Consider the following 24,259-nt stretch of genomic DNA (forward strand, 5'->3'; position numbering starts at 1 on the left):
TTTGTTGCACAGGCGCCCTCCGTGCAGCAGCCGAAAACCGCAAAACTCTCGCAAAAAACCCTCAGCATCTGAGAAGAGAATGCCGATGACCGAGCAGGCCACCGGGGCCCACCACCCGCAGCCCCGGCCCCGATCCGGAGGACACTCCGCCCCCGAGCAGGTGACGGGCGCGCAGTCCCTCATCCGCTCTCTCGAGGAGGTCGGCGCCGACACGGTATTCGGCATTCCCGGCGGTGCGATCCTCCCGGCCTACGACCCGCTGATGGACTCCACCAGGGTGCGCCACGTCCTGGTCCGGCACGAGCAGGGCGCCGGTCACGCCGCCACCGGCTACGCGCAGGCCACCGGCAAGGTCGGCGTCTGCATGGCCACCTCCGGGCCCGGCGCCACCAACCTGGTCACCCCGATCGCCGACGCGCACATGGACTCCGTGCCGCTGGTCGCGATCACCGGCCAGGTGGCGTCCAAGGCGATCGGCACGGACGCCTTCCAGGAGGCGGACATCGTCGGCATCACCATGCCGATCACCAAGCACAACTTCCTCGTCACCAAGGCCGAGGACATCCCGCGGATCATCGCCCAGGCGTTCCACATCGCCTCCACCGGCCGCCCCGGCCCGGTCCTGGTCGACATCGCCAAAGACGCCCTCCAGGCGAAGACCACCTTCTCCTGGCCGCCCGCCATGGACCTGCCCGGCTACCGCCCGGTGACCAAGCCGCACGCCAAGCAGATCCGCGAGGCCGCCAAGCTGATCACCCAGGCCAAGCGTCCGGTGCTGTACGTCGGCGGCGGCGTGATCAAGGCCAAGGCCACCGCCGAGCTGAAGGTCCTCGCCGAGCTCACCGGCGCGCCCGTCACCACCACCCTGATGGCGCTCGGCTCGTTCCCCGACAAGCACCCGCAGCACCTGGGCATGCCCGGCATGCACGGCTCGGTCGCCGCCGTCACCGGTCTGCAGAAGGCCGACCTGATCGTCGCCCTCGGCGCCCGCTTCGACGACCGCGTCACCGGCAAGCTGGACAGCTTCGCCCCGTTCGCCAAGATCGTCCACGCGGACATCGACCCGGCCGAGATCGGCAAGAACCGCGCGGCCGACGTGCCGATCGTCGGTGACGCCCGCGAGGTCATCGCGGACCTGATCCAGGCCGTCCAGAGGGAGCACAGCGAGGGCCACCGGGGCGACTACAGCGCCTGGTGGAAGGACCTGAGCCGCTGGCGCGACACCTACCCGCTCGGCTACGACCAGCCCGACGACGGCTCGCTCTCCCCGCAGCAGGTCATCGAGCGCGTCGGACAGCTCGCCCCCGAGGGCACGATCTTCGCGGCGGGCGTCGGCCAGCACCAGATGTGGGCCGCGCACTTCATCGAGTACGACAAGCCGGGCACCTGGCTGAACTCCGGCGGCGCCGGAACCATGGGCTACGCCGTCCCGGCCGCCATGGGCGCCAAGGCCGGAGCCCCCGAGCGGGCCGTCTGGGCCATCGACGGCGACGGCTGCTTCCAGATGACCAACCAGGAGCTCACCACCTGCGCCCTGAACAACATCCCGATCAAGGTCGCCGTCATCAACAACGGCGCCCTCGGGATGGTCCGCCAGTGGCAGACCCTCTTCTACAACCAGCGGTACTCCAACACCGTGCTGCACTCCGGCCCGGACGACGTCAACCCCGAGGCCCGCGGCACCCGCGTCCCCGACTTCGTGAAGCTGTCGGAGGCCATGGGCTGCTACGCGATCCGCTGCGAGTCCCCGGACGACCTCGACAAGGTCATCGAGGAGGCGAACTCGATCAACGACCGCCCGGTCGTCGTCGACTTCATCGTCCACGAGGACGCGATGGTCTGGCCGATGGTCGCCGCCGGCACCTCCAATGACGAGATCATGGCCGCCCGGGACGTCCGCCCCGACTTCGGCGACAACGAAGACGACTGAGAGCCGTCCAGGACTTTCAAGCAGAGGAAGCAGATCATGTCCAAGCACACGCTCTCCGTCCTGGTGGAGAACACCCCCGGCATCCTCGCCCGGATCGCCGCCCTGTTCTCCCGCCGCGGCTTCAACATCGACTCCCTCGCGGTCGGCGTCACCGAGCACCCCGACATCTCCCGCATCACCATCGTCGTCGGCGTGGAGGACCTGCCGCTGGAGCAGGTCACCAAGCAGCTCAACAAGCTCGTCAACGTGCTGAAGATCGTCGAGCTGGAGCCGTCGCAGGCGGTGCAGCGCGAACTCGTTCTGGTGAAGGTGCGCGCAGACAACGAGACGCGCTCCCAGATCGTCGAGATCGTCCAGCTGTTCCGCGCCAAGACCGTCGACGTCTCCCCGGAGGCCGTCACCATCGAGGCCACCGGGTCCGGCGAGAAGCTGACCGCGATGCTCAAGATGCTGGAGCCGTACGGCATCAAGGAGCTCGTCCAGTCCGGCACGATCGCGATCGGCCGTGGCGCCCGTTCCATCACGGACCGGTCGCTGCGCGCCCTGGACCGGTCGGCGTAAGACGGAAAGCGGGCGGTCGGCGCGCCGTCGGCCGCCCGTATTCCGAGACCCTCAGACTTCCCTTCCGCCCCCCGTCATACGGTGGGACGCAACACCTGCACTCCCGAGGAGAGAACCCAAAGTGGCCGAGCTGTTCTACGACGCCGACGCCGACCTGTCCATCATCCAGGGCCGCAAGGTCGCGGTCATCGGGTACGGCAGCCAGGGCCACGCCCACGCGCTGTCGCTCCGTGACTCGGGTGTCGACGTCCGCGTCGGTCTGCACGAGGGCTCCAAGTCCAAGGCCAAGGCCGAGGAGCAGGGCCTGCGCGTGGTGAGCCCGTCGGAGGCCGCCGCCGAGGCCGACGTCATCATGATCCTCGTCCCGGACCCGATCCAGGCCGAGGTCTACGAGAAGCACATCAAGGACAACCTGAAGGACGGCGACGCCCTGTTCTTCGGCCACGGCCTGAACATCCGCTACGGCTTCATCAAGCCCCCGGCCGGCGTCGACGTCTGCATGGTCGCCCCGAAGGGCCCGGGCCACCTGGTCCGCCGCCAGTACGAGGAGGGCCGCGGCGTTCCGTGCATCGCCGCCGTCGAGCAGGACGCCACGGGCAACGGCTTCGCGCTGGCCCTGTCGTACGCGAAGGGCATCGGCGGCACCCGCGCCGGCGTCATCAAGACGACCTTCACCGAGGAGACCGAGACTGACCTGTTCGGTGAGCAGGCCGTCCTCTGCGGTGGCACCGCGGCGCTGGTCAAGGCGGGCTTCGAGACCCTGACCGAGGCCGGCTACCAGCCGGAGATCGCCTACTTCGAGTGCCTGCACGAGCTGAAGCTGATCGTGGACCTCATGTACGAGGGCGGCCTGGAGAAGATGCGCTGGTCGATCTCCGAGACCGCCGAGTGGGGCGACTACGTCACCGGCCCGCGGATCATCACGGACGCCACCAAGGCCGAGATGAAGAAGGTCCTCGCCGAGATCCAGGACGGCACCTTCGCGCAGCAGTGGATGGACGAGTACCACGGCGGCCTGAAGAAGTACAACGAGTACAAGAAGCAGGACTCCGAGCACCTGCTGGAGACCACCGGCAAGGAGCTGCGCAAGCTCATGAGCTGGGTCGACGAGGAGGCGTAAGCCTCACGGCCGAGGGGCCGGAGCATCCCCGCTCCGGCCCCTTCGGCGAACCCGGGGTAACGTCGGGGTACGGCGTTGTCCATCCCGTCCGGCCACGGACGGGTGATCCTTCCGCAGCGGCACAGGGCGACGCCAGGTGCGCCACTAGACTGCTGCACACATACATACGCGTCAGGCCCACAGCGTCGTGCGTCTTCCGCGGCTAGCCCCCCTCCACCGCCTGCGGCCGTCGGGACGGCCGTCCGCAGCACTGGACTTGTGAGGACTCACGTGAGCTCGAAACCCGTCGTACTCATCGCTGAAGAGCTGTCGCCCGCCACCGTCGACGCGCTGGGCCCGGACTTCGAGATCCGGCACTGCAACGGCGCGGACCGAGCCGAGCTGCTCCCGGCCATCGCCGATGTGGACGCGATCCTGGTCCGCTCGGCCACCAAGGTCGACGCCGAGGCGATCGCCGCCGCGAACAAGCTGAAGGTCGTCGCACGAGCCGGCGTCGGCCTGGACAACGTGGACGTCTCCGCCGCCACCAAGGCCGGCGTGATGGTCGTCAACGCCCCCACCTCGAACATCGTGACCGCCGCCGAGCTGGCCTGCGGTCTGCTCGTCGCCACGGCCCGCAACATCCCGCAGGCCAACGCCGCGCTGAAGAACGGCGAGTGGAAGCGCAGCAAGTACACCGGCGTCGAGCTGGCCGAGAAGACCCTCGGCGTCGTCGGCCTCGGCCGCATCGGCGCGCTCGTCGCGCAGCGCATGTCGGCCTTCGGCATGAAGGTCGTCGCCTACGACCCCTACGTGCAGCCCGCGCGCGCCGCGCAGATGGGCGTCAAGGTGCTGTCGCTGGACGAGCTGCTGGAGGTCTCCGACTTCATCACCGTCCACCTCCCCAAGACCCCCGAGACCCTCGGCCTGATCGGCGACGAGGCGCTGCGCAAGGTCAAGCCGAGCGTGCGCATCGTCAACGCCGCGCGCGGCGGGATCGTCGACGAGGAGGCGCTGTACTCCGCCCTCAAGGAGGGCCGGGTCGCCGGTGCCGGTCTCGACGTGTACGCGAAGGAGCCCTGCACGGACTCCCCGCTCTTCGAGTTCGACCAGGTCGTCGCCACCCCGCACCTCGGTGCCTCCACCGACGAGGCGCAGGAGAAGGCCGGTATCGCGGTGGCTCGCTCGGTGCGGCTCGCCCTCGCCGGTGAGCTCGTGCCGGACGCGGTGAACGTCCAGGGCGGCGTCATCGCCGAGGACGTCAAGCCGGGCCTGCCGCTCGCCGAGCGCCTGGGCCGGATCTTCACCGCGCTCGCCGGTGAGGTCGCGGTCCGCCTCGACGTCGAGGTCTACGGCGAGATCACCCAGCACGACGTGAAGGTGCTGGAACTGTCCGCGCTCAAGGGTGTCTTCGAGGACGTCGTCGACGAGACGGTGTCGTACGTCAACGCCCCGCTGTTCGCGCAGGAGCGCGGCGTCGAGGTGCGCCTCACCACCAGCTCCGAGGCGACCGAGCACCGCAACGTCGTCACGGTGCGCGGCACCCTCGCCGACGGTGAGGAGGTGTCGGTGTCCGGCACGCTGGCCGGCCCGAAGCACCTGCAGAAGATCGTCGCCGTCGGGGACTACGACGTGGACCTCGCGCTCGCCGACCACATGATCGTGCTGAAGTACGAGGACCGTCCCGGTGTCGTCGGCACGGTGGGCCGCATCCTCGGCGAGGCGGGCCTCAACATCGCCGGCATGCAGGTGTCGCGGTCGGTGGCCGGTGGCGAGGCGCTTGCGGTGCTGACCGTGGACGACACGGTGACCGCGACCGTGCTGGCCGAGGTGGCCGCGGAGATCGGGGCGACCTCGGCCCGGTCGGTGAACCTGGCCTGATCTTCCCGGGGCGCCGCCCCCGGACCTCAGACGCCGGACGAGCTGAGCTGATCAGCTCGTCCGGCGTTTTCCGTTGCACGGACCCGCCGCAGGGTCACCGCCGCCGCTGCCGCCGCCACGGCCATCAGCACCGTCCCGGTGACCGCGGCCGCGTGCATGCCGCTCGTGAAGGCCTCGCGTGCCGCCGCCGCCAGGGCGTCTCCCGCGCGCCCCGGCATCCGGCCGGCCACCGCCAGGGCGCCGCCGAGGGTCTCCCGGGCCGCGGCGGGTGCCGGGGCAGGGATCTCGTGGCGGTAGACGGCCGTGCCGATGGAGCCGAGGAACGCCATGCTGAGCGCGCCGCCGAACTCCGTGCCGGTCTCCATCAGGGACGAGGCGGCGCCCGCCTTCTCCACCGGAGCGGCGCTCATGGCCAGGTCGACCACCAGGGACATGACGGTGACGACGCCGCAGGCCAGGACGGCGCAGGCGGCCAGCAGCAGCCAGAGGGAGTCCGTCCCGGTCAGGACCAGCAGCACATAGCCGCACGCGGTGACCGCGAAACCGCCGCCGACGACATGCCCCCGGGGCACGCCCCGCTGCACCAGCTGGGCCGCGACCGGGGCCGCGAGGCCGATGGGCACCGACGGCAGCAGGCTCCACAGCGCCGCCTCCAGCGGGCTCTTGTCCAGGACCGACTGGATGTACTGGGTCGTGAAGTACGCCGAGCCCATCATGCCGAAGGCCGCCACCAGGTTGAGGGCCATGGCCGGGCTGAAGCCGGGGCGCCGGAACAGCTCCGGTGAGATGAGCGGGGACACCGCCGTGCGCTGACGGTGCACGAACAGCGCGGCGAAGAGCAGCCCGGCCGACATCGCCAGCGCGTACCGCACGTTCCAGCCCTGCGACGCGAGTTCCTTCAGGCCGTAGATCACGGGGAGCACCGCGGCCATGGACAGCGGGACGCTCGGCCAGTCGAAGCGGCCGGGGTGCGGGTTCCTGGACTCCGGCAGGAGGAGCGGGCCGAGGACCAGGAGCATCACCATCGCGGGCAGGTTGACCAGGAAGACCGAGCCCCACCAGAAGTGCTCGACGAGGACGCCGCTCAGCACCGAGCCGAGGGCGATGCCGGCCGTCATCACGCCCGACCACAGGCCGATGGCCTTCGCACGCTGCCCGGGGTCGGTGAACATCGTGCGGACCAGCGCCATCGTGCTGGGCATCAGCGTCGCGCCGCCGATGCCCAGCAGGGCGCGGCCCGCGATCAGGGTCTCGGCGCTGTTCGCGTAGGCCGCCAGCAGGGACGCCGTACCGAAGGCGGCGGCGCCGATCAGCAGGAGCCTGCGGCGGCCGATGCGGTCGCCGAGCGAGCCCATCGTCATCAGCAGTCCCGCCAGTACGAAGCCGTAGATGTCGAAGATCCACAGCTGCTCGGTGGCGGTGGGTTCCAGGTCGGCGCTGATCGCCGGGATCGCGAAGTAGAGGACCGAGACGTCCATCGAGACCAGCAGGAGCGGCAGCATCAGCACGCCGAGAGCGGTCCACTCGCGACGGCCGGCGCGGGCCGGGGGGTGGGGTGTCGTCGTCATGAGCAGGACTGTACGAGCGTCTTAAACGCTTGTCTAGTACGGGCGTTTAATACGCTCGTCTGGACACCGGGGTAGGGTGACGTGCCATGGGACACCGTGAGGATCTGCTGGAGGGCGCCAAGCGCTGCCTGCTGGCGAAGGGCTTCCTGCGCACCACCGCGCGCGACATCGTCAAGGAGTCGGGGACCAACCTGGCGTCCATCGGCTACCACTACGGCTCGAAGGACGCGCTGCTGGCGCGGGCGTACGTCGAGATGGTGGAGGGCATGTCCGACGCCTTCGAGGGCGGCGGCGAACTCCGGGGCGAGCCGGGATCGTTGGAGCGGTTCACCGAGGTGTGGACGAACATCATCGGGACCATGCGGGAGCCCGGCTCGCTCTGGCGCCTCAGCATGGAGATCGTGGCCATGGGGGACCAGCTGCCGGAGGTGCGGGAGCATCTGGCGCGGGCACAGCGCGAGGGGGCGCGCGGGATCGTCACGCTCTTCCACGGAGGTCGCGAGGAGGACATCCCCGAGGAGCGGGTGGACACCCTCGGCTACTTCTACCTCACCCTGATGATGGGCCTGATGGCACAGTGGACCTTCGACCCCGAGAGCGCGCCCGAGGCCGGTCAGCTCGCCGCGGGGCTCCGCCAGGCGATCGAGGGCGCTACCCGGACGTGACGCGCCCCTCGCGCAGCTCGACGACCCGGTCCGCGAAGTGCCGTACGACCGCCCGGTCGTGGCAGATGAACAGGTAGCCGAGGCCCAGGTCGTCCTGGAGGTCGGCGAGCAGGTTCAGCACGCCCGCCCGCACCGACGGGTCGAGTGACGACACCGGCTCGTCCAGGACCAGCAGGCGTGGGCCGGAGGCCAGGGCGCGGGCGATGCCGGCCCGCTGGCACTGGCCGCCGGAGAGTTCGTGCGGCCTGCGGTCGCCGTACGCGGGGTCGAGTCCGACCCGGTCGAGGAGTTCGGCGACCCGGGCGGGGCCGTCGCCGGGATGCCAGCGGCCCTGGACCTTCAGGGGCTCGGCGATGGCGTCCCGGATGCGGTGGCGGGGGCTGAGGGTGCCGTAGGGGTCCTGGAACACCGGTTGCAGGCGAGGGCGCAGCGGACGCAGCTCGCTATCGGAGAGGTTCGTCAGCTCCCGCCCCTCGAAACGCACGTGGCCCGCGGCCGGGCGGCGCAGCTGGAGCACCGCCAGGGCCGTGGAGGACTTGCCGCAGCCTGACGGGCCGCTCAGGGCCAGGGTCTCGCCGGCGTCCAGGGAGAAGGAGACGCCGTCCACGGCGGTGACCGGGCCGTAGCGGACGACCAGGTCCCGCACGTCCAGCAGAAGGTCGTCGCTCATGCGGTCCGGCGCTCCTTCGAGAACAACGCGTGGGCGGGGTGGGGGAGTTGCTCGGCGCGATGGCAGGCGAGCAGACGTCCGTCCAGCTCCCGGGGCTCCGGTTCCGTTGTGCGGCAGACGTCCGCAGCGAGCGGGCAGCGCGGGGCGAAGGCGCAGCCCGGCGGGAGCGCGCCCGGGACGGGCGGGGTCCCCCGCAGGGCGGGCAGGCGCCGGCCGGGCAGCGCGTTGCGGGGGAGCGAGGCCAGCAGGCCGGCCGTGTAGGGGGCCCGGGGGCGGGCCAGCACCTCGTCCGCCGCGCCGAGTTCGGTGAGCCGCCCCGCGTACATGACCAGCACGCGGTCCGCGTGGCCGCCGACGACGTCCATGTCGTGCGTCACCAGGACCAGCGCGGCCCCGACGGCTTCCCGCTGCTCCGCCAGCAGCCGCAGCACCTGGTCGCGCCGCTCCTCGTCGAGAGCGGTGGTGGGCTCGTCGGCGACGACGACGTCCGGTTCGTTGATCGTCGCCATGGCGATCACCGCGCGCTGCCGCATGCCGCCGGAGTACTCGTGCGGATACGCCCGTGCCCGCCGGGCCGCGTCCGGGATGCCGACCCGGTCCAGGGCCGCGACCGCCCGGGCCCGCGCCTCCTTGCGGGACACCCCGGCCACCGACCGTACGGCGGCGGCCAGTTGGTCGCCCACCGGGTGCACCGGGGAGAGCGCGGACAGGGCATCCTGCGGGACCAGGGAGATGCGGCGGCCGCGGTGGGCCGAGAGATCCGGGGTGATCGTCCCGCTCGTGGCCGCGCCGCGCGGCAGCATGCCGAGGAGCGCGCGGGCCGTGAGGGACTTGCCCGCTCCCGACTCGCCGACGACGGCCAGCACCTCGCGCGGGCGGACGTCGAAGGACACGCCGCGCACGGCCTCGACCCCGTCGAAGGCGATCCGCAGCTCGCGCACCGACAGCAGGGGCTCAGACTCCAACGGGGGCCTCCTTCGTGACCGGAGCCGGGGTGTCGCGCCGTGTCCTGCGGCCCCGTGTGAGCCCGGCCCCCGACACCGCGAGACCGGCCAGCAGAGCCAGCGCCACCGCCGGGGCGAGGGCCGCCCACGGGGCGCGTTCCACATACGCGCGGGACTCGTCGAGCAGCAGACCCCACTCGGGAGCCGGTGGCTGCGCGCCCAGACCGAGGAAGCCCAGGGACGCCAGGGCCAGGGCGATGCCCGGCAGCCGCAGCAGGGCGTGCCGGGCGACCGGGGCGGCCACGGACGGCAGGACGTGCCGGGTGAGGATCCAGAACGGGCTCGCCCCGATGGCCCGTTGGGCGGTGAGGAACGCCGACGCGCGCACCTCCTGCACCAGGGCCGCCGCGTGCGCGGACAGGGCCGGCCAGGAGATCAGCGCGACCGCGAGGGCCGCCCCGCCGGTGCCCGGCCCGACGGCCGCGGCGACCAGGATGCCGACGATCACCGGGGGCAGGGCGTTGGCGATGTCCGCCGCGCCCTCCGCGATCCGCGGCAGGAACCCCAGCGCGAGCGCGACCAGCAGGCTCAGCAGGCACACGGCCGCCGCCGTGCCGACCGTGGTGGCGGCGCCGTGGCCCAGCCGGGCGAGCACGTCACGGCCGAGGCCGTCGGTGCCGAGCGGGTGCGTCCACGAGGGCGCGGCCAGCCTGGCCGTGGTGTTCACCGCGTACGGGTCCCGCAGCAGGCCCCAGCCGATGGTCAGGGCCAGGACGGCGAACAGCGCCGCCGGGACCGCGGGATGCGCCCGCACCGGCCGTGCCGGGGGCAGCGCCAGCGAGGCGTCCCGCAGGGCCGGGCCGAGCAGCCGCCGCCGCGCGAACGCCGCCAGCGCGCCCGTGACCAGGCCGAGCGCGAGCAGCCCCAGCACCGAGCCCTGGAGCAGAGGCAGGTCCTGCGACTTGGCCGCGCCGAGCGCGGTACGGCCGATGCCCGGCACGGCGAAGACCGTCTCGACGGCGACCGCGCCACCGGTGAGCCCGACGGCGGCCATGCCGAACTGCGGGACCAGCGGCGGCAGGGCACGCCGCAGCGCCGCACCCGCGATCCGTGCCCGGCTCACCCCGGCGCCCCGCCACAGCTCCACCCACCGCTCGTCGAGCACGGCGGGCAGCGCGTCCGCGACCAGCCGGCCGAGCAGGCCACCCGCCGGGACACCGAGGGCCACGGCGGGCAGGACCATGTTCTCCGGTCCCACCCAGCCCGAGGTCGGCAGCCACCCCAGCCACACCCCGAACAGCAGCAGCGCGACCGTGGCCAGCAGGAACTCGGGCACGGCGGCCAGCATCGCGGCCCACGCCCCGGCCGAGGCCCGGCCCCGCACCAGCACCGGCGCGATCAGCGCGCACGCCAGCAGCACCGCGACGCCGAGCGAGGCGCCCATCAGCGCCAGCGACACCTGGAGCCCGGAGACCACGGAGGGCAGGACCTCGGTGCCCGACACCCAGGAGGTGCCGAGGTCGCCGTGCAGCAGGTCGGAGGCCCAGCCCCCCAGCAGGGACAGCGGCCCGGCGTCCAGGCCGAGGTCCCGGCGTACGGACTCCAGGGCTTCCTCGGTGGGGTCCTGCTCGGCGGAGCGGGCGCGCAGCACAGCCAGCGCCGGGTCCCGGCCGGAGAGCCAGGGCAGCAGGCCGACGGCGGCCAGGACGGCGATCAGACAGCACAAGCGGGTCAGCGCGGCGGCACCGGCCAACCGCCTTGTACGGGACCTCACTTGACGTGGGTGTCTGCCGTGACGAGCTCCCGCTCGCGCGGGTCGTGGGCGGCGCCGGTGACGCCCGCGGCGTCGCCCTGGATCACCCGCTCGTGCAGCATCGGCACGGCCGCGTCGGCGCCGAGCACGGCGGCCTCGGCGGCGATGACGGCGGCCCGGCGCGGGTCACCGGTCCTGGTCTCGCCGGCCTTCTTCAAGGCCTTGTCGACGGCCGGGTCGGCCAGCTGGGCGATGTTGAAGGAGCCGTCGGAGGCGAAGTCGCTGTAGAGATAGGCGGCCGGGTCGCCGGAGTCGAGGACGGTGGCGCGGGAGAGGATGAACGCGTCGAACTCGCCCGCCAGCGCGTCGGACTCGATGTTGGCGTACTCGCGCACGTCGAGCTTCACCTTGAACCCGGCCTTCTGCAGCTGCTGTTGCAGCGCCGCGGCGACCTCGGGCAGCTCGGCGCGGTCGGTGAAGGTGCCGATGGTGATCGTCCTGCCGCCCGGGTCGCCCGCCGCGGCCCGCTTCACCGGCTTGCGCAGCTCCGCGGCCCACGGCAGGGCGGGGCCGAGCAGCCCCTCGGCGACGTCGGCACGCCCCTCGTACACGCCCTTCACGATCGACTCGGCGTCGATCGCCTCACGGGCCGCCGCCCGCAGCCCGGCGTCCTTGAAGGCGCCCTTCTCGGTGTTGAGGTACAGGGTGTTGGTGCGCGGCATGGGCACCTCGGTGATCAGGTCCTGGTCCAGGACCGCCGCCTGCGAGACCGGGACCGCCTCGACGATGTCGGCCTCGCCACTGCGCAGGGAGGCCGCGCGGGCGGTGCCGTCGGGCACGAACCGCACGTCGATCCCGGGGGCCTTGGCCTTCTTCCCCCAGTAGCGGTCGTAGCGGTCCAGGGCGGCGGAGGCGGTGCCGTTGACCTTCGTGAGCTCGAAGGGCCCGGTGCCCGCGCCGACGGGGTCGACCGTCTTCCCCCGGTAGGCCCTGGCGGCCAGGATCGACAGCTGCGGGGAGCTGAGCCGCTGCGGGACCAGGGGGTCCTCGGTGGCGGTGGTGACGGTGACCTTGTTCCCGTCGGCCTTCGCGGTCAGGTCCACCCCGTCGAGGATGCGGGGCTTGGGAGAGGCCGCGGCGGCCTTGGTGAGGGAGTTGACGACGGCTTCGGCGGTGAGCTTCGTGCCGTCGTGGAAGGTGACGCCGTCGCGCAGGGTGAAGGTCCAGCTCGGGCCCGACTGGGTCCACTCGGTGGCGAGCGCGGGCCGGGCGTCGCCGTCCGCGTCCAGCTTCACCAGGGTCTCCGCCGTCGACCAGCGCGACAGTTTGAAGGCGTCGTCCGACAGCGGGGACAGGGCCGAGCGGGGCGGCTGCATCATGGCGACGCGTATGCGCTTCCCTCCCGCCCCGGAGTCGTCCGTGGCCGACTGCCCGCCGGCGAAGCAGCCGGTGAGCAGGGCGGAGGCCGCGGTCAGGGCGGTGAGGGGGACGAGACGGGCGGGGACGCGCACGGGGCACTCCGGGTAAAGGGGTGGTCAAGAGAGCGGTTGCGCCGACCTTAGCATTGACAATCGTTTTCAACAATTGAGGATGGGATCACAAGGGAGTGCGGACGACCGACTCGATGGCGGAGGCGGCGTCGGAGAAGCTCCGGGTGGGGCGGTGGAGGGTGCCGGGCCAGGGGCGCCCGGCCGACACCCAGACGCTGTGGGCGCCGATGGCCGCGGCGCCGCCGATGTCGGCGTGCGGGGAGTCGCCGATCACCCAGGCGGCGTCGAGGGTGGAGCCGACGGCGGCGGCAGCGGCGTGGAAGATCTCCGGCGCGGGCTTCTTGTGGCCGACCGCCTCGGAGACGACCCAGCCGTGGGTCAGCTGGTCCAGGCCGGTGTTCCGGATCTTCGCCTCCTGCTGTGCGGTACGGCCGTTGGTGACGATGGCCAGGGTCCAGCCGCCGGTGACCGCCCGGCCGAGCGCGGTGCGCGTGGGGCCGTCCAGGACGACGCGGTCGGCCGCGCCCCGGTCGAGGAAGGAACGGACGGCCTCCTGACCGACGCCGTACCGGCTGCCCATGGCCCGGGCGACCTCATGGCGGGGGGTGTATCCGCTCGCGTCGAGGGCCATCACCCACTCGACGTCGTGCGGGGGCAGCGCATGCCCGGCGAGGAACGCCGTCACCGCGCCGCGGAACGCCGCGTCCCGGTCGATCAGGGTGTTGTCGAGGTCGAGCAGCAGCAGGGGCACGGGCGGGCCGGTCCTTCAGAGTCGGTGTGCCTTCAGGGCCATGTGCAGCAGCAGGCGGTCCTCGCCGTCGTCCAGGTCAAGGCCGGTGAGCTTCTCGATCCGGGACAGGCGGTAGTACAGGGTCTGGCGGTGGATGCCCAGCTCGGCGGCGGCCCGGGCGGCCTGGCCGGCGCAGTCCAGGTAGACCTCGGCGGTCCGGGCGAGTTCGTGGTGGACCGGCGTGAGCAGCGTGCGGGCGACGGGGTCGTGGGCGACCTCCGGGGGCAGAGCCGTGAGTAGCCGGAACGGCCCGATCGACGCCCACTGCGCGACCGGCCCGAACCGCGCCTCGGCCAGTGCCGCCCGGGCGGCCGCCGACGCCTCCGCCCAGGCGGTCACCAGGTCGGTGAGGCCGGAGCGGGGGGTGGCGACACCGGCGGCGGGCCCGGCTGCGCCTGCTCTGCTCGCGGTGCCTGCTCTGCTCGCGGTGCCTGCTCTGCTCGCGGTGCCTGTTCCGCTTGCGGTGCCTGTTCCGCTTGCGGTGCCTGTTCCGCTTGCCGTGCCCGCCGCACCCGCGGTGCCCGTGGAGGAGCCGTCCGTGCCGCCGGTGGTGTTTCCGCCCGGGCCGCTGCCGCCCGCCCCCCGCGCGGCCGCGCTCCACGCGCCGCTTCCCCCTCGCGCCCGCTCCAGCAGTCGCCCCGCCGCCGTCGTCGCCGGGGTGAGGACGTCCGGGGAGCGCAGGCGGATCAGGAGCGCCAGGCACTGGGCCGTCGCGCCCCACGGCAACGTGCACAGTGCCGTCGCGCCCGGCATCGTGCGGACCGACGGCGCGTCGTCCGGGTCGGCCGAGGGCCAGGGGGCGACGCAGACCACCGTGTGCGGGCCGTCGGCGCGGGAACCGAGGGCGGTGCGGAGCTCCGCGATCGCCATGTCGCTCTGCCAGCCGGGCTCGGCGGTGAGCACCGCCCGCAGTTCGCGGCTGAGGTCGGCGCCGTGCTGGGCCTCGTCCGCGAGGAGGGCGCCGATGCGGGCCGTGACCCGCATGGCGGCGTCGAGCCGGGGTTCGCCCGGGCCGGGATCGTCGTCCAGGAGCCATACGTAGCCGTGCACCACGCCCCGGTGGCGTACGGGGAGGCAGATCCGGCCCCGGTAGACCCCGGCCTCCGGTGTCGGGGGGATACGGACCGGGCCCGTCGCCCGGGTGATGCCGAAGCCCTCGAACCACGCCCGGACCGCCGCGGTCGAGCGGCGGGTGAGGATCGAGCGGGTGCGCACCGGGTCCAGGGCCGACGGGTCGAGGTCGCCCTCACTGTCGTACGCACCGAAGGCGATCAGCTCGAAGTCCCGGTTCTCCAAGGTCGCGGGTGCGCCGAGCAGCTCCGAGATCTCGTCGACCAGCTCCTCGTAGTCGCCCCTGTGTTCCGACGTCACCCGGGCATTGTCGCGCACTTCCCGGACCCCTTCATACATCTGTCTGAGATCTGCGGCACGAATGCGTGACAGCTGTCGATGGCCGACGATCGGAGGGATCCTTAGGTTTCACGGTGGTTCTCCGTGCCGTACCCGACGCATCATCCGCGAGAGGTCCGGCCTTCACGTTGCTTGTGCTCTGGAGGTGCCCCGTGCTGGGTCCCGTGATTCTCGCCGCGTCACGCAGCGACCGGATGCGACGCCTGATCTCGGCGGCCCCGGTGACCAAGCAGGTCGTCGACCGCTTCATCCCGGGCGAGGACGTCGACGACATCGTCCCCGTCGTCCGGGATCTCGCGGACAACGGCCTCGAACTGACGATGGACGTCGTCGGCGAGGACATCACCAACCCCGCGCAGGCCGCCGCCGCCCGGGACGCCTACCTGGAGCTCGTCGACCGCCTCAAGCCGCTGGAGCTCGGCACCCGTGCCGAGATGTCGGTGAAGCTGTCGATGTTCGGGCAAGCGCTGGAGGGCGGCCACGAGCTGGCCCTGAGCAACGTCCGCCCGGTCGTCGAGGCCGCCGCCGAGATCGGCACCACGGTCACGCTCGACGCCGAGGACCACACCACCCTCGACTCGATGTTCGCCATCCACGAGGAGCTGCGGAAGGACTTCCCGCAGACCGGCTGCGTCATCCAGGCCTACCTGTTCCGCACCGAGGCCGACGCCCGCCGCCTCGCCGAGAGCGGCAGCCGGGTCCGCCTGGTCAAGGGCGCCTACAAGGAGCCGGCCTCGGTCGCGTACCAGGACAAACATGAGATCGACCGGGCGTATGTTCGTATTCTGCGCACGTTGATGGAGGGGACGGGGTACCCGATGATCGGGTCCCACGACCCGCGCCTGATCGCGATCGGCCAGGAACTCGCCCACCAGGCCGGGCGCAAGCTCGACGAGTACGAGTTCCAGATGCTCTACGGCATCCGCACCGACGAGCACCTGCGGCTGGCCGCCGAGGGCCACCGGATGCGCGTCTACACCGCGTACGGCACCGACTGGTACGGCTACTTCATGCGCCGTCTCGCGGAGAAGCCGGCCAACCTGCGCTTCTTCGCCCGCTCGATGCTCACCAAGGGCTGACGGCCCTTCTCAGGGCGAGAGCCCTTGAAGGGCCTGGAGCCCGTCAAGGGCCGAGACCGACACACCGCTCAGTAAGGAGTTACGGAAAACATGGACGCTGTGACCCAGGTCCCCACCCCCGTCAACGAGCCGGTGCACGGCTACGCCCCCGGCTCGCCCGAGCGGGCCCGGCTGGAGGCCAAGCTGAAGGAGCTGGCCGACAACCCCGTCGACCTGCCCTGCACCATCGGCGGCGAGAAGCGGATGGGCGGCGGCGAGGCCTTCCAGGTCGTCCAGCCGCACAACCACAAGGCCGTGCTCGGCACCTACCGCAACGCCACGCAAGCGGACGCCCAGGACGCCATCGACGCGGCCCTGGCCGCCGCCCCCGCCTGGCGTGCGATGTCCTTCGACGACCGCGCGGCGATCATCCTGCGCGCCGCCGAGCTGCTGTCCGGCCCGTGGCGCGAGACGCTCGCCGCCTCCACCATGCTCGGTCAGTCCAAGACCGCCCAGCAGGCCGAGATCGACACGCCCTGCGAGCTGATCGACTTCTGGCGGTTCAACGTCTCCTACGCCCGCAACCTCCTCGCCGAGCAGCCCCCGGCGAACTCCCCGGGCGTGTGGAACCGTCTGGACCACCGCCCGCTGGAGGGCTTCGTCTACGCGGTGACGCCCTTCAACTTCACCGCCATCGCGGGCAACCTCCCGACGGCCCCGGCCCTGATGGGCAACGTCGTCGTCTGGAAGCCGTCCCCGACGCAGACCCACGCAGCCGTGCTGCTGATGCAGCTGCTGGAGGAGGCCGGTCTGCCCAAGGGCGTCATCAACCTCGTCACCGGTGACGGCATCGAGGTCTCCAAGGTCGCCCTGGTCCACCGCGACCTGGCCGGCATCCACTTCACCGGCTCGACCCCCACCTTCCAGTACCTGTGGAAGACGGTCGGCAACAACATCGAGAAGTACCGCACCTACCCCCGCCTCGTCGGCGAGACCGGCGGCAAGGACTTCCTCGTCGCCCACCCGTCGGCCGACCCGGCGATCCTGAAGACGGCGTTCACCCGCGGCGCCTTCGAGTTCCAGGGCCAGAAGTGCAGCGCCACCTCCCGGGCGTACATCCCGGCCTCGATCTGGAACTCCGGCTTCAAGGAGGAGCTGGCCGCCGAGGTCGACGGCATCAAGATGGGTGACGTCACCGATCTGTCGAACTTCATCGGCGCCGTCATCGACGAGCGTGCCTTCGCCAAGAACAAGGCCGCCATCGACCGCGCCAAGGAGGACGCCTCCTGCACGATCGTCGCGGGCGGCACCTACGACGACTCCGAGGGCTGGTTCGTGCGCCCGACCGTCATCGAGTGCACCGACCCGGAGAACGAGGTCTTCCGCACCGAGTACTTCGGCCCGATCATCGCCGTGCACGTCTACGAGGACGACAAGTACGACGAGATGCTGACCCAGATGGAGTCCGTCTCCGACTACGCCCTGACCGGCTCGGTCATCGCGAACGACCGCGCGGCGGCGGCCTACACCGCCGACAAGCTCCGCTACGCGGCCGGCAACTTCTACATCAACGACAAGTCGACCGGCGCCGTCGTCGGCCAGCAGCCCTTCGGCGGCGGCCGTGCTCCGGCACCAACGACAAGGCCGGCGCCCCGCAGAACCTGATGCGCTGGACCCTGACCCGCGCCATCAAGGAGACGCTGGTCCCGCCGACGGACTACACGTACCCGCACATGGGCTGACACCCCCCGGGTGAACCGACGGGCCAGGTCGAAAAGACCTGGCCCGTCGGCATGTCCGGGGAAAGACTGGGCCGATGAGCATCCGAGTGCGCACCGCCCACACCGCCGATCTGACCCCCGCCGAACTCGATGCCGTGCGCGGCCTGCTGGACGCCGCGTTCGAGGGGGACTTCGGTGACGAGGACTGGGACCACGGACTCGGCGGCATGCACGCCCTCGTGCACGACGACTCCGGGCTCGCCGCGCACGGGGCGGTCGTGATGCGCCGGGTGCGGCACGGCGGGCGGTGGCTGCGGGCCGGTTACGTCGAGAACGTCGCCGTGCGCTCCGACGCCCGGCGCGGCGGCCTCGGTGGGCGGGTCATGGCGGAGCTGGAACGTGTCGTCGACCGCGCCTACGACCTCGGCGCCCTGTCCGCGAGCGACGACGGGGCCCGGCTCTACACCTCCCGCGGCTGGGAGCCGTGGACCGGTCGGGTGCACGCCCTCAGTCCGCGGGACGGCATCGTCCGGCTGCCGGACGAAGAGGGCAGCACCTACGTCCGTACCGCCCTGGCCGGCTCCCTCGACCCCGCGCACGAGCTGGTCTTCGACTGGCGCGACGGCGACGTGCTCTAGAAATCACCGCAGGTCAGGCCAGTGTGATCCAGTCCACCGTCTCAGATAGTAGGAAGTCCGAGTAATTGTGGAGACAGACGCTCCGCGCTCCCTTAGCTTTGTAGAAGCCGAACGTCTCGCTCGACCAAGCGAATGGCGGTCGTGAGCCGGGCCCCCGTGCAGGCAACCCCTGCGGCACCGCTCCCCGCCCTTTCCGGCGTCTCGTATCCCTCCCTGTGCACTCCGTGCTGTCGAAGGAGTCGATTTCCCATGGCCGAGACGACCGTCCGCCGCCGAGTCCGTCACCTCTCCCGTACGACCGAGTCCGACCGTAAGAACGCCGCCGCCGCGCTCCAGCGCGCCCTGGACCGCAGGGACAACGGCGGATCCAGCGGCCACTGAGCCGCAGCCGCAACAGGACCGGGAGCCGCCCGACGAGGAGCGGTGCGGGGTCTCACGCCCCGCGCCGCACCTCGAAGTGGTCGATCCGCTCACCGCTCGACGCCAGCGCCGACACCTTCAGCTTCGGCCTGGCGCCGCTGACCGCCTCCACCGAGAGGAACGAGAAGCCGCGGTAGCGCACCCGTGACCACTGCGCCGACTCCTCCTTGGTGTCCCGGGACTTGGTCCAGCGGAACGTGGTGACCGGCTCGTGGTCGGCGGTGTTCCCCTCGTAGCTCTCCTTCACGCCGTCGGGGAAGCCGTACAGCTCCTTGCCGCCGCCGCCCGCGGTGACGTACACGATCCCGTCCCGCCGCGGATCCGTCGCCCCGCCGACCGGCACCGGCCGGCCCACCTCGCCGTTCCGGATGGCGTCCGTCCGCTCGTAGACGTGGTTGTGCCCGTTGATCACCAGGTCCACCTCGTGCCGGGCGAACAGCGGCAGCCACTCGGCACGCACCCCGCCGTCCGAGGCGTGCGTGGACGTCGAGTACGCGCAGTGGTGGAAGAAGACGACGATGAAGTCGACGTCCTTCGAGGACCGCAGCTCGCCGAGCTTGCCGTCCAGCCACTTCGTCTGCCGCCCCTCCGTGTGACCGAAGTTGGCGGGGATCTCGTACGACACGTCGTTCGCGTCCAGCGCGACCACGCCCACGTTGCCGTACGTGAAGGCGTACACGCCCGGTGCCGTACGCGCGTCGAAGCCGCTGTCCGGCAGGGAGAACCGGGCGAGCTGGCCGCCGTAGCCGTCCGGTGAGTACCAGGCCTCCATGTCGTGGTTGCCGGTCGTCACCATCCACGGCACCGACCGGGCCACCGGCTCGGTCTGCTTCAGGAACCGGTCCCACTGGCCCGCGTCGAAGACGTCCGACTCCTTGCCCTTGCCGGTCGGGTCGGCGTAGCAGATGTCGCCAGCGTGCAGATGGAAGGCTGGCTCGCGGCGCAGCAGCGTACGGTCGTTGAGGGCCGCCTCGTCGCCCACCCCCTGGTCGCCGAACGCCGTGAACACGAACCTCTTTGGAGGGCGCGCGGGTGCCGTGCGGAAAGAGGTGACGGTCCTCCGGTGCCGCGGGGAGGCCGGGTCGAAGCCCTCGTGGCCGACGCCGTAGTAGTACGTCGTGTCCGGGCGCAGGCCGTCCAGCGCGGCGTGCAGGTAGTACTGGTCGACCGCAGCCCGGATGCCCTTCAGCTCCGGGGTGTGCAGGTCGCGCAGCTCCGCCTCGACCTTGCGGCCGAGGTCGTCCGGGCGCAGGCCCACCCGGACGTAGGGCTTCCGCACCGCGAGCGGCACCTGCCAGGAGATCCGCATCTGGGTCTTCGGGTCGGCGCCGAACGCCAGATGGCGGCCGAAGGGCGTGATGAGGGAGCCGGGCGCCTCCGAGGTGCCGGGCGACGGGCTCCCCGCCGTCGTGGCGCCGCCCTGCCCGGACCGGGAGCCGGAACCGGAGCAGCCGGTCAGCAGCCCGCCCGCCACCGCGCCCGCGGTCACCAGGGTGCGCCGCCGCGACAGTCGCGTCCGCAGGTACTCGTGCTGCTCCGCCATGCTCATCCGGCGGGCGAGCTCGGGCGGGATGCCGAAGTGGGGGATCTCCATGTCCAGTGAACTTCCCAGCGGCGGCCAACGTCCCCGCCACGTACGGGTGAACGCAAGCCGACGGACGCGTGCCGTCCCCCGGACGGGTACCGTCCTGCTGTCCGCATCACGGACACCCCGTGTCATTCCATGGGACGAGGAGTAGGGTGCCCGCATGTCTCGCAGCATCAATCTCGCAGTGATCCCCGGTGACGGCATCGGCCAGGAGGTCGTGGCCGAAGGTCTGAAGGTCCTCTCCGCCGTCCTTCCGCAGGATGTGAAGCTGGAGACCGAGGAGTACGACTTCGGTGCCCGGCGCTACCACGCCACCGGTGAGACCCTCACCGACGCCGACCTCGACGCCCTGAAGCGGCACGACGCCATCCTGCTCGGCGCGATCGGCGACCCGTCCGTGCCGTCCGGCGTCCTGGAGCGCGGCTTCCTGCTCAAGCTCCGCTTCGCCTTCGACCACCACGTCAACCTGCGTCCGTCGAAGCTCCTGCCGGGTGTCGCCACCCCGCTCGCGGGTGAGCCGGAGATCGACTTCGTCGTGGTCCGCGAGGGCACCGAGGGCCCCTACACGGGCAACGGCGGCACGATCCGCAAGGGCACCGAGCATGAGGTCGCCACCGAGGTCTCCGTGAACACGGCCTTCGGTGTCGAGCGCGTGGTGCGGGACGCCTTCGCCCGGGCCCAGGCCCGCCCGCGCAAGAAGCTGGCGCTGATCCACAAGAACAACGTGCTGACCTTCGCCGGTCACCTGTGGACCAACATCTTCAACCAGGTGGCCGAGGAGTTCCCCGAGGTCACCACCGAGTACATGCACGTGGACGCGGCGACGATCTACCTCGTCACGCAGCCCGAGCGCTTCGACGTGATCGTCACCGACAACCTCTTCGGCGACATCGTCACCGACCTCGCCGCGGCCGTCTCCGGCGGCATCGGCGTCGCCGCCTCCGGCAACATCAACCCCGCCGGGGACTTCCCCTCGATGTTCGAGCCCGTGCACGGCTCGGCCCCGGACATCGCCGGCCAGGGCAAGGCCGACCCGACCGCCACCGTGCTGTCCGTCGCCCTGCTGCTGCGCCACCTCGGCTACGAGGCGGAGGCCGCCCGCATCGACGACGCGGTCGCCGCCGACCTCTCGGAGCGCACCGGCAAGCCCGCCCGCTCCACCTCGGAGATCGGCGACGCGCTCGCCGTACGCGTAGCCGGCTGACCCGCCGCTGCACACCGCAAGCCGCCGGGTCGCATCAGCGCCCGGCGGCTTCCGCATGTTCCCGCCGGGTGCCACCATCGACCACCGTGCCGCAATCACCCCGTTCCTCCCGCCGCCGCCCCCGGGCGATAATCGAACGCGAGGCCGCGGAATGAGGGAATGCTCGGACGTCCTAGCACTGGTCACCATCAGAGCAGTACCGAGCGCGGCCCGTCACTACAACCGGTGAAGGACATCAACCCATGACGACGCCCACGATCGAGCTCAAGCCCTCCGCCAACCCGCTGTCCGCCGCGGAACGCGAGGGCATCCTGGCCAACCCCGGGTTCGGCCGCCACTTCACCGACCACATGGTGACGATCAAGTGGACGGAAGGCCGTGGCTGGCACGACGGCCAGCTCGTGCCGTACGCGCCGATCTCCCTCGACCCCGCCACCACGGTCCTGCACTACGCCCAGGAGATCTTCGAGGGCCTGAAGGCCTACCGCCAGCCCGACGGCTCCGTCGCCACCTTCCGCCCCGAGAAGAACGCCGAGCGGTTCCAGCGCTCCGCCCGCCGGCTCGCGATGCCCGAGCTGCCGGTCGAGACGTTCATCGAGGCGTGCGACGCCCTGGTGCGGCAGGACAAGGCGTGGGTGCCGGCGCACGGCGGCGAGGAGTCCCTCTACCTGCGCCCGTTCATGATCGCCACCGAGGTCGGGCTGGGTGTGAAGCCGGCCAACGAGTACCTGTTCCTGGTGATCGCCTCCCCGGCCGGGGCGTACTTCCCCGGTGGTGTGAAGCCGGTCTCCATCTGGGTCTCCGAGGACCGCGTCCGCGCCGTCCCCGGCGGCATGGGCGACGCGAAGACGGGCGGCAACTACGCGGCGTCCCTGCTCGCGCAGGCCGAGGCCGCGACGAAGGGCTGCGACCAGGTCTGCTACCTCGACGCCGTGGAGCACACGTGGGTCGAGGAGCTGGGCGGCATGAACCTGTACTTCGTGTACGGCGACAAGATCGTGACGCCCTCGCTCACCGGCTCGATCCTGGAGGGCGTCACCCGCGACTCCCTGCTCGCCGTCGCCCGTGACCTCGGGTACGAGGCGGAGGAGGGCCGCATCTCGGTCGACCAGTGGCAGCGGGACTCGGAGAACGGCTCGCTGACGGAGGTCTTCGCCTGCGGTACGGCCGCTGTGATCACCCCGGTCGGTACGGTGAAGCGGGCCGGGGCGGAGTGGAAGCAGAGCGGGGGAGAGCCGGGCGAGGTCACGCTGCGGCTGCGCCAGGCGCTGCTGGACATTCAGCGGGGTACGGCCTCGGACGCCCACGGCTGGATGCACCGACTGGGCTGATGCGCCCCGGCCCCCCGGGGGCTCCGCCCCCGGGCCCCCGGACCTATCCCACCCACCGCCCGAATCAGTCGGACACAGATGCCGGTGCAGGGGCCTCGACCCCGGGTTCCGTCGACACCGAACCCGGGGCCGTCAGCGCGTACGCCACCCCTCCCACCACCCCCGACAGCAGGAAACTGCAGTCCACCCCGCCCGTGAGGGACAGCAGCGGTCCCTCGTACGACGGCAGGGACACCGCCAGGACGCCGACAGTCGCGCCGGCCGCCCAGGAGGCGGTCGCCGGGACGTTCCACCCGGCGCGGTACCAGTAGACGCCGCCCCGGGCGCGGCGGTTGAAGACCTGGAGGGCGTCCGCGTCGTAGACCCCGCCGCAGCGGGCGAAGCCGATCAGGGTGATGACGGCCCACGGCGTGCCGATGGCGGTCAGGAGCAGCACGAAGGACGTCATCGCGTCCTGCGCGGTCGAGTAGTAGTGCCCGGCGAAGACACAGGCCGTGGCAACGGCCGCCACCACGTACGTCGCCCGAGCCCGGGAGGCGCGCGGCAGGATCGCGTCCAGGTCGAGGCCCATCGAGTAGAGCATCAGCCCCGCGTTGCCGACCGACCCGGCCGAGGCCGCGAGGAGCAGCGGCACGAGGTACCAGGACGGGGCCGCGTCCACCAGCGGGCCCGCGTAGTCCAGGGCCGCCCCGGCCGCGTACGCCGTGAACGTGCCGAACAGCTGCGGCACCAGCAGGCCCAGCATCAGCCCCAGCCAGGTCGCGTGCAGCACCCGGCGGGAGGAGTGGCGGACCGGGGAGATGTAGCGGGTGTAGTCGCCGAGCAGCGTGATGAACGCGACCGGCCCGGACAGCCCGGCGGCCACGGCCGCGAGCAGCCAGGTGGGCCAGAACCCGCCCAGCAGATAGCCGCCGGCCTCCGGCAGCGCGGCGGTGGTGAAGGCGGGGGCGTAGGCGAATACGCCCAGCGCCAGCAGGGCCGTCATGCCGAACGCCAGCACCCGTGACATCGCCAGCAGTACCCGGTAACCGTAGACGGCGCCCGCGACGGTGGCGGCGGCGAGCAGCCCGTAGACGATGCCGTAGGACACTCCGCCCTGCGGCAGCCCCGCCAGCCGGCCCAGCAGGCTCACCATCACGTCGCCGCCGATCCACACGGTCAGCGCCGTGTAGCCGAGGGCCAGCAGCAGCCCGACCACCGAGCCGACCAGCCGCCCGCGGACCCCGAACTGGGCGCCGGAGGAGGTCGACAGGTTGGTGCCGGTGCGCAGCGACACCAGGGCCAGCGGGGCCGTGAACAGCACACCCACCACCGTGCCCGCGAGCACCGCGCTGACCGACGACCACCAGTCCAGGCCGAAGGACGGCGGCAGCCAGCCGAAGACGATCACGCCCAGGCAGAGGTTGGACCCGAGCAGGATCGAGACGAGATCCCGCGGCCCGCTGGTGCGTTCCTCCTCGGGGATGGTGTCGACTCCGCGCTGTTCGATCGGCATGCTGTCTCCCTCGGTTAGAGCGACGTTCAATGTGATGTGCTTG

19 protein-coding genes and 1 pseudogene are annotated in these 24,259 nt (G+C 71.7%); 11 read left to right on the forward strand and 9 right to left on the reverse strand.

Features of this window, described 5'->3' with window-relative positions; translation table 11 throughout:
- The first annotated feature begins 79 nt into the window (after positions 1-79).
- From RFN52_RS28425 to serA, 4 genes are all read left to right on the forward strand, one after another.
- On the forward strand, positions 80-1,930 hold the full coding sequence (locus RFN52_RS28425) for an acetolactate synthase large subunit (RefSeq protein WP_184850287.1): 1,851 nt from the start codon (positions 80-82) through the stop codon (positions 1,928-1,930).
- Positions 1,931-1,966: 36 nt separating this feature from the next.
- A complete protein-coding gene (ilvN, locus tag RFN52_RS28430; RefSeq protein ID WP_003993148.1) occupies positions 1,967-2,491 on the forward strand; it encodes an acetolactate synthase small subunit in 525 nt (174 codons plus the stop codon).
- A 121-nt stretch (positions 2,492-2,612) separates the two neighbouring features.
- A complete protein-coding gene (gene ilvC / locus RFN52_RS28435; protein ID WP_030851456.1) occupies positions 2,613-3,611 on the forward strand; it encodes a ketol-acid reductoisomerase in 999 nt (332 codons plus the stop codon).
- A 270-nt stretch (positions 3,612-3,881) separates the two neighbouring features.
- A complete protein-coding gene (serA, locus tag RFN52_RS28440) occupies positions 3,882-5,471 on the forward strand; it encodes a phosphoglycerate dehydrogenase (protein WP_033313244.1) in 1,590 nt (529 codons plus the stop codon).
- A 26-nt stretch (positions 5,472-5,497) separates the two neighbouring features.
- Here the strand turns inward: serA and RFN52_RS28445 are convergent, their stop codons facing one another.
- Complete coding sequence (locus RFN52_RS28445; RefSeq protein ID WP_184850289.1) at positions 5,498-7,039, reverse strand: MFS transporter; 1,542 nt, start codon at positions 7,037-7,039, stop codon at positions 5,498-5,500.
- 86 nt (positions 7,040-7,125) lie between these two features.
- Here RFN52_RS28445 and RFN52_RS28450 point away from each other — a divergent pair, with 86 nt between their 5' ends.
- Positions 7,126-7,704, forward strand: coding sequence for a TetR/AcrR family transcriptional regulator (locus tag RFN52_RS28450; protein WP_184850291.1), 579 nt, complete (start codon positions 7,126-7,128; stop codon positions 7,702-7,704).
- Here the strand turns inward: RFN52_RS28450 and RFN52_RS28455 are convergent.
- From RFN52_RS28455 to RFN52_RS28480, 6 genes are all read right to left on the reverse strand, one after another.
- A complete protein-coding gene (locus RFN52_RS28455; RefSeq protein WP_184850293.1) occupies positions 7,691-8,374 on the reverse strand; it encodes an ATP-binding cassette domain-containing protein in 684 nt (227 codons plus the stop codon). The genes RFN52_RS28450 and RFN52_RS28455 overlap by 14 nt on opposite strands.
- Complete coding sequence (locus RFN52_RS28460; RefSeq protein WP_184850295.1) at positions 8,371-9,339, reverse strand: ABC transporter ATP-binding protein; 969 nt, start codon at positions 9,337-9,339, stop codon at positions 8,371-8,373. Before RFN52_RS28460 ends, RFN52_RS28455 begins: the two co-directional genes overlap by 4 nt.
- Positions 9,329-11,092, reverse strand: a complete 1,764-nt coding sequence (locus RFN52_RS28465) for an ABC transporter permease subunit (RefSeq protein ID WP_311241076.1) — start codon at positions 11,090-11,092, stop codon at positions 9,329-9,331. Before RFN52_RS28465 ends, RFN52_RS28460 begins: the two co-directional genes overlap by 11 nt.
- Positions 11,089-12,582, reverse strand: a complete 1,494-nt coding sequence (locus RFN52_RS28470; protein WP_184850297.1) for an ABC transporter substrate-binding protein — start codon at positions 12,580-12,582, stop codon at positions 11,089-11,091. The genes RFN52_RS28465 and RFN52_RS28470 overlap by 4 nt, the downstream gene beginning before the upstream one ends.
- Before the next feature lie 85 nt (positions 12,583-12,667).
- On the reverse strand, positions 12,668-13,312 hold the full coding sequence (locus RFN52_RS28475; protein WP_184850299.1) for an HAD family hydrolase: 645 nt from the start codon (positions 13,310-13,312) through the stop codon (positions 12,668-12,670).
- A 15-nt stretch (positions 13,313-13,327) separates the two neighbouring features.
- On the reverse strand, positions 13,328-14,761 hold the full coding sequence (locus RFN52_RS28480; RefSeq protein WP_311241077.1) for a PucR family transcriptional regulator: 1,434 nt from the start codon (positions 14,759-14,761) through the stop codon (positions 13,328-13,330).
- Positions 14,762-14,913: 152 nt separating this feature from the next.
- On the opposite strand from RFN52_RS28480, the gene RFN52_RS28485 reads away from it, so the two are divergent.
- The 4 genes and pseudogenes from RFN52_RS28485 (at position 14,914) to RFN52_RS28500 (ending at position 18,559) form a co-directional block, all read left to right on the forward strand.
- Complete coding sequence (locus RFN52_RS28485) at positions 14,914-15,840, forward strand: proline dehydrogenase family protein (protein ID WP_184850303.1); 927 nt, start codon at positions 14,914-14,916, stop codon at positions 15,838-15,840.
- Positions 15,841-15,930: 90 nt separating this feature from the next.
- Positions 15,931-17,561: pseudogene (gene pruA, locus RFN52_RS28490) on the forward strand (L-glutamate gamma-semialdehyde dehydrogenase).
- Positions 17,562-17,635: 74 nt separating this feature from the next.
- Positions 17,636-18,178, forward strand: coding sequence for a GNAT family N-acetyltransferase (locus RFN52_RS28495; protein ID WP_184850307.1), 543 nt, complete (start codon positions 17,636-17,638; stop codon positions 18,176-18,178).
- Between the two features lie 249 nt (positions 18,179-18,427).
- Positions 18,428-18,559, forward strand: a complete 132-nt coding sequence (locus tag RFN52_RS28500) for a hypothetical protein (RefSeq protein ID WP_107051730.1) — start codon at positions 18,428-18,430, stop codon at positions 18,557-18,559.
- Positions 18,560-18,611: 52 nt separating this feature from the next.
- On the opposite strand, the gene RFN52_RS28505 is transcribed toward RFN52_RS28500, so the two are convergent.
- Positions 18,612-20,192, reverse strand: coding sequence for a purple acid phosphatase family protein (locus RFN52_RS28505; RefSeq protein ID WP_184850309.1), 1,581 nt, complete (start codon positions 20,190-20,192; stop codon positions 18,612-18,614).
- A gap of 154 nt (positions 20,193-20,346) precedes the next feature.
- Between RFN52_RS28505 and RFN52_RS28510 the strand changes: the two genes are divergently transcribed.
- Positions 20,347-21,390 (forward strand): 3-isopropylmalate dehydrogenase, encoded by a 1,044-nt coding sequence (locus tag RFN52_RS28510; RefSeq protein ID WP_184850311.1) that lies wholly within the window; start codon positions 20,347-20,349, stop codon positions 21,388-21,390.
- A gap of 242 nt (positions 21,391-21,632) precedes the next feature.
- Positions 21,633-22,721, forward strand: coding sequence for a branched-chain amino acid aminotransferase (locus RFN52_RS28515; RefSeq protein ID WP_184850313.1), 1,089 nt, complete (start codon positions 21,633-21,635; stop codon positions 22,719-22,721).
- A gap of 64 nt (positions 22,722-22,785) precedes the next feature.
- Here the strand turns inward: RFN52_RS28515 and RFN52_RS28520 are convergent, their stop codons facing one another.
- Positions 22,786-24,216, reverse strand: coding sequence for a cytosine permease (locus tag RFN52_RS28520; RefSeq protein ID WP_184850315.1), 1,431 nt, complete (start codon positions 24,214-24,216; stop codon positions 22,786-22,788).
- Positions 24,217-24,259: the final 43 nt, after the last annotated feature.

The sequence above is a fragment of the Streptomyces collinus genome (assembly GCF_031348265.1).
Classification (GTDB): domain Bacteria; phylum Actinomycetota; class Actinomycetes; order Streptomycetales; family Streptomycetaceae; genus Streptomyces; species Streptomyces collinus.